Below are 4348 nucleotides of genomic sequence, written 5' to 3' on the forward strand. Positions count from 1 at the left end.
GGCGCCAGGCGCTGGCTGGGCGTGTGCACGTCGATCGGCGGCAGCAAGCCGCGCCAGGGCTGGCCGCAGTCGCTGCAGCGCAGCGCCGACAGGCGGCCGTGCACGTGCGCGGCGACCTCGCTGCCGGCACGCTGGTGCAGGTCGTCCACGTTCTGGGTCACCAGGGTGGTGTGGCGGACCTCGGCCAGGCGCGCCAGCGCCAGGTGCCCGGCGTGCGGCTGGGCCTGCGCCACGATCGCCATGCGCCAGCGGTACCAGCCCCAGACCAAGGCGGGGTCGGCACGCCAGGCGTCCTCGGTGGCCAGTTGCTCGGGATCGAAGCGCGACCACAGGCTGTCGTCCTGGCCACGGAAGGTCGGTACCCCGCTCTCGGCGGACATGCCGGCACCGGTCAGCACCAGCAGACGGCGTGCGCCCTGGATGAAGGCGGCGACGGTCTCGGCGTTGTAGGCGGAACTGAGCATGGCGCGCCCGATTTGATCAAGCTCACACTATTGCACCCCCGCGGGGTGGTCTCAATGTGCGTGGCAACACGCGCGGCGCCCACAACGCGAACGGGCGGCCAGTGGCCGCCCGTCGTGTGTCGCCCCGGACCGGCGCAGGCGCCGGCCCGGACATCGCGCTGGCTCAGTCGAGCACGACCAGCTTGACGTCGATGTTGCCGCGGGTGGCATTGGAGTAAGGGCACACCTGGTGCGCTTTCTCCACCAGCGATTCCAGCGTCGCACGCTCCAGGCCCGGCGCGGCGATGCGCAGTTCCACGGCGATGCCGAAGCCGCCCGGGATCTGGCCGATGCCGACATGACCCTCGATGCTCGTCTCGGCCGGCAGCGCCACCTTCTCCTGCCCGGCGACGAACTTCAGCGCACCGATGAAGCAGGCCGAGTAGCCGGCCGCGAACAGCTGCTCCGGGTTAGTGCCGTCGCCGCCAGCGCCGCCCAGCTCGCGCGGGGTCGACAGCTTGACGTCCAGCGCCTTGTCCGGGGTGGCGGCGCGGCCGTCGCGGCCCCCGGTGGCGGTGGCAGTGGCGGTGTAGGCGATGGTGGTCGGTGAAGCCATGGTGGTTCTCCTTCGAGGGCGGCGCCGCGGCGCCATGGGGTAGAGGGAAATGCGTAGAGGGAAATGCGCGATCGGGACGGGAATCGGTCAGGCCGCGGCCTGCAACTTGCCGCGGACCTCTTCAAGGTCGTGCTTGAGCCGGGTCAGTTGCTGCAGGTCGCAGGCGACCGCGCACAGCACGCCTTCCGGCACCGCCTGCGCGCGCGCGCGCAGCGCCTGGCCGTCGGCGGTCAGCGCGATCAGCACGCGGCGCTCGTCCTCGGCCGCGCGGCTGCGGGTCAGCAGACCGATCGCCTCCAGGCGCTTGAGCAACGGGGTCAGCGTGGCCGAATCCAGGAACAGCTTCTCGCCGATGTCCGAGACGCTGCGCTGGTCCTGCTCCCACAGCACCAGCATCACCAGGTACTGCGGGTAGGTCAGGCCGAGGTCGCGCAGCAGCCCGCGGTAGAGCTTGTGCATGGCCAGGTTGGCCGAATACAGCGCGAAGCACAGCTGGGTATCCAGCTTCAGCAGGGCGGTGGCGTCGGGGGCAGAGGTACGGTCCATGGGCACCACATTACATCGCACGCTATTTAATAGCAAGCGATATTTTTGACTTACCTACTCCTCGCTGAAGCCGGCCGCCCTCCCCCTCGTGCTGCGAGCGACGCAGGACGACGCTGCGCGCAACTCGAGGAGCTTCCGCATGCGCGCATCGTTCCTGCTGCTGGCCGCGCTCGGCGCTGCCCCCATCGTGCCCAAGGCCGCGCCCAACACCCTGCCCGACGGCCCGGTGCTGATCGGTGCCGGCGCCGACGCGCTGGCCCGGGAAACCCGTCGCCAGTGCCCCGGCGTGCCGACCGATCGACTCACCCCGGCCGATCTGCTCGATGCCGAGGAGACGTTTCGCGATGGGCTGTCCGCGGCGCAGCGCCAGGCCATGGATCGGCAATTGCCGCAGGACGGCGCGTCCGGGCCGGCCCGCTGCGCGCACAGCGCAGGCGGCGCCGGTTGCCCGGCGGCCGCCTATCTGGAAGAGATCGCCGGCGCGGGCCTGATGCCGCGCTTCGTCGCCGGGCTGTGTGCGCCCGGCGCGGTGCGCTGAACCCGCACCGCGGACATCGGTCTGCGCTCAGACCCGATGCGCTGCCGCCAGGTACTCGGCGCTCTGCATCTCGATCAGCCGCGAGGCGGTGCGCTCGAACGCACCGGCCAGGCGCTCGCCGGTGTACAGCAGCGGCGGCGGATCCTGCGCGGTGCAGACCAGGTTGACGTGGCGGTCGTACAGCTCGTCGATCAGGTTGACGAAGCGCCGCGCCGCATCCTCGTTCATGCGGTCGAAGTGCGGGATGCCACCGAGCAGCACGGTGGTGAACTCGTGCGCGATCTCGATGTAGTCGCTGGGACCGCGCGGGCCTTCGCACAAGGCGACGAAATCGAACCAGACGATGCTCTTGCCGCGCGCACGTACCGGGATCTTGCGCCCTTCCAGTTCGATGTTGCCGCGGCGCGCCTCGGCATTGCCGGTCAGCGCGCTCCAGCGCTCGCCCAGCCAGGCATCGCTGTCCTCGGCCAGCGGCGCGCGGTACACCGGCGAACGGGTCAGCGCGCGCATGCGGTAGTCCTCGGTGCCTTCGGCGTACAGCTCCACGCAATAGGTCTGCAGCAGGCCGATCGCCGGCAGGAAGCTCTCGCGCTGCAGGCCGTTGAGGTACAGGTTCTGCGGCGCGGTATTGGAGGTGGTGACCAGGGTCACGCCCTCGGCGAACAGGCGCTCGAGCAGGCGCGACAGCAGCATCGCATCGCCGATGTCGGTGACGAAGAACTCGTCCAGCACCAGCACGCGCAGCCGGCTGCGCCACTCCTGCGCGATCTTCGCCAGCGGATCGCTCTGCCCGGCGTGCTCGCGCAGGCGCTCGTGCACGCCGCGCATGAAGCGGTGGAAATGCGTGCGGTACTTCCGCGCGATCGGCAGGCCGTCGTAGAACAGATCGACCAGGAAGGTCTTGCCGCGGCCGACCCCGCCCCAGAAATACAGCCCGCGCACCGGCTCGGGCTTCTTCCAGAACGCCGACAGCCGGTCCAGCCAGCCCTCCTGGTCGCCGTCCACGATCGCGGTATGGATGCGGTCCAGTTCGGCCAGCGCCGCGTGCTGCGCCGGATCGTCGCGCCAGTCGCCGCGCGCCACGCCCTCGGCGTAGCGCTGCGACGGCAATGCCGCCGCGCTCACGCCTGTGCCGCCGGCAGCCAGGCCTTGACCGCGTGCTGCAACGCGCCGCGCAGGTCGATCAGCTTGCGATGGAAGAAGTGGCTGGTGTCGGGCATGCGCACCAGTTCCGGCTGTGCCTCCAGGGTCTCCAGCCAGTCGTACACGGCCTGCGGATCGACGATCTCGTCGGCCTCGCCCTGGATCACCAGCCACTGCGGCGGCGGCGCCATGCCGGAAAAATCCCAGCGCCCGGCCGGCGGCGCGATCGAGATCAGCACCTGCGGCTGCAACGCGGCGCTGGCGCGCAGCGAGACGTAGGCGCCGAAGCTGAAACCGGCCAGCCACAGCGCGTCGTGCGGACGCTGATCGCGCACCCAGGCGGCCACCGCGGCCAGGTCCTGCTGCTCGCCGTCGCCGTGGTCGAAGCTGCCGGCAGACGCGCCGACGCTGCGGAAGTTGAAGCGCACCACGCGCACGCCTAGCTCGCGCAACGCGCGCGCGACCATGGTCACCACCTTGTTGTGCATGCTGCCGCCCTCGGTGGACAGCGGATGGCAGACGATGGCGGTGACCGGCAACGCGGCGACGTCGGCGTCGGGCAGATCGACCGCGGCCTCGATCGGGCCGGCGGGGCCTTGCAGCGTCAGCGCGCCGGAAGCGGTGGGGAAAGCGGGAGAGGTCATGCGGTCATAATACCGGGGCTGGGTCGCGGCCACATGCCGAAGCGGTGCACGCAGCGTTCTTTTTCCTCCCGATCCGGATCCTGCGTGTGGTCTTCGTCCTGTTGAGTGTGGTGTGCAGCGTGCTGGTCTCGGCGCTGCTGAAGCTGGCGCCGCAACGGCGCATCGACCTGGCCCAGGCGGTGACCTGGAACTACCTGGCGGCGCTGCTGCTGTGCGCCGCCCTGCTGCAGCCGCCGCTGGCCGCGCTGGGCGATGCGCACACGCCGTGGGCGTCGCTGCTGGCGCTGGGCGTGTTGCTGCCGAGCCTGTTCCTGGTGCTGGGCCGCGCGGTGGCCAACGCCGGCATCGTGCGCACCGACGCGGCGCAGCGGCTGTCGCTGCTGCTGTCGCTGGCGTTCGCCTTCCTGTGGTTCGGCGA

6 protein-coding genes and 1 pseudogene are annotated in these 4348 nt (G+C 70.7%); 2 read left to right on the plus strand and 5 right to left on the minus strand.

Annotated features, from left to right (window positions below):
• The 3 genes from D180_RS04870 to D180_RS04880 all read right to left on the minus strand — a co-directional run.
• Window positions 1-464: Sir2 family NAD-dependent protein deacetylase (locus tag D180_RS04870; protein WP_017911912.1), on the minus strand; the 464-nt coding region annotated here is incomplete at its 3' end.
• Window positions 465-627: 163 nt separating this feature from the next.
• A complete protein-coding gene (locus D180_RS04875) occupies window positions 628-1059 on the minus strand; it encodes an organic hydroperoxide resistance protein (protein ID WP_017908249.1) in 432 nt (143 codons plus the stop codon).
• Between the two features lie 87 nt (window positions 1060-1146).
• Entirely contained in the window at window positions 1147-1605 is a 459-nt protein-coding gene (locus D180_RS04880) for a MarR family transcriptional regulator (protein WP_017908250.1), read from the minus strand.
• Window positions 1606-1744: 139 nt separating this feature from the next.
• Between D180_RS04880 and D180_RS04885 the strand changes: the two genes are divergently transcribed.
• Complete coding sequence (locus tag D180_RS04885; protein WP_017911913.1) at window positions 1745-2143, plus strand: hypothetical protein; 399 nt, start codon at window positions 1745-1747, stop codon at window positions 2141-2143.
• A 27-nt stretch (window positions 2144-2170) separates the two neighbouring features.
• Here D180_RS04885 and zapE read toward each other — a convergent pair whose 3' ends face one another.
• Both zapE and D180_RS04895 read right to left on the minus strand, forming a co-directional pair.
• Window positions 2171-3268, minus strand: coding sequence for a cell division protein ZapE (gene zapE, locus D180_RS04890; protein ID WP_017911914.1), 1098 nt, complete (start codon window positions 3266-3268; stop codon window positions 2171-2173).
• Complete coding sequence (locus D180_RS04895) at window positions 3265-3930, minus strand: alpha/beta family hydrolase (RefSeq protein WP_017908253.1); 666 nt, start codon at window positions 3928-3930, stop codon at window positions 3265-3267. Before D180_RS04895 ends, zapE begins: the two co-directional genes overlap by 4 nt.
• Before the next feature lie 86 nt (window positions 3931-4016).
• On the opposite strand from D180_RS04895, the pseudogene D180_RS04900 reads away from it, so the two are divergent.
• A pseudogene (locus D180_RS04900) lies at window positions 4017-4348 on the plus strand (EamA/RhaT family transporter); the annotation flags it as partial.

The sequence above is a fragment of the Xanthomonas sp. SHU 166 genome (genome assembly GCF_000364685.1).
In the GTDB taxonomy this organism is placed as follows: Bacteria; Pseudomonadota; Gammaproteobacteria; order Xanthomonadales; family Xanthomonadaceae; genus Xanthomonas_A; species Xanthomonas_A sontii.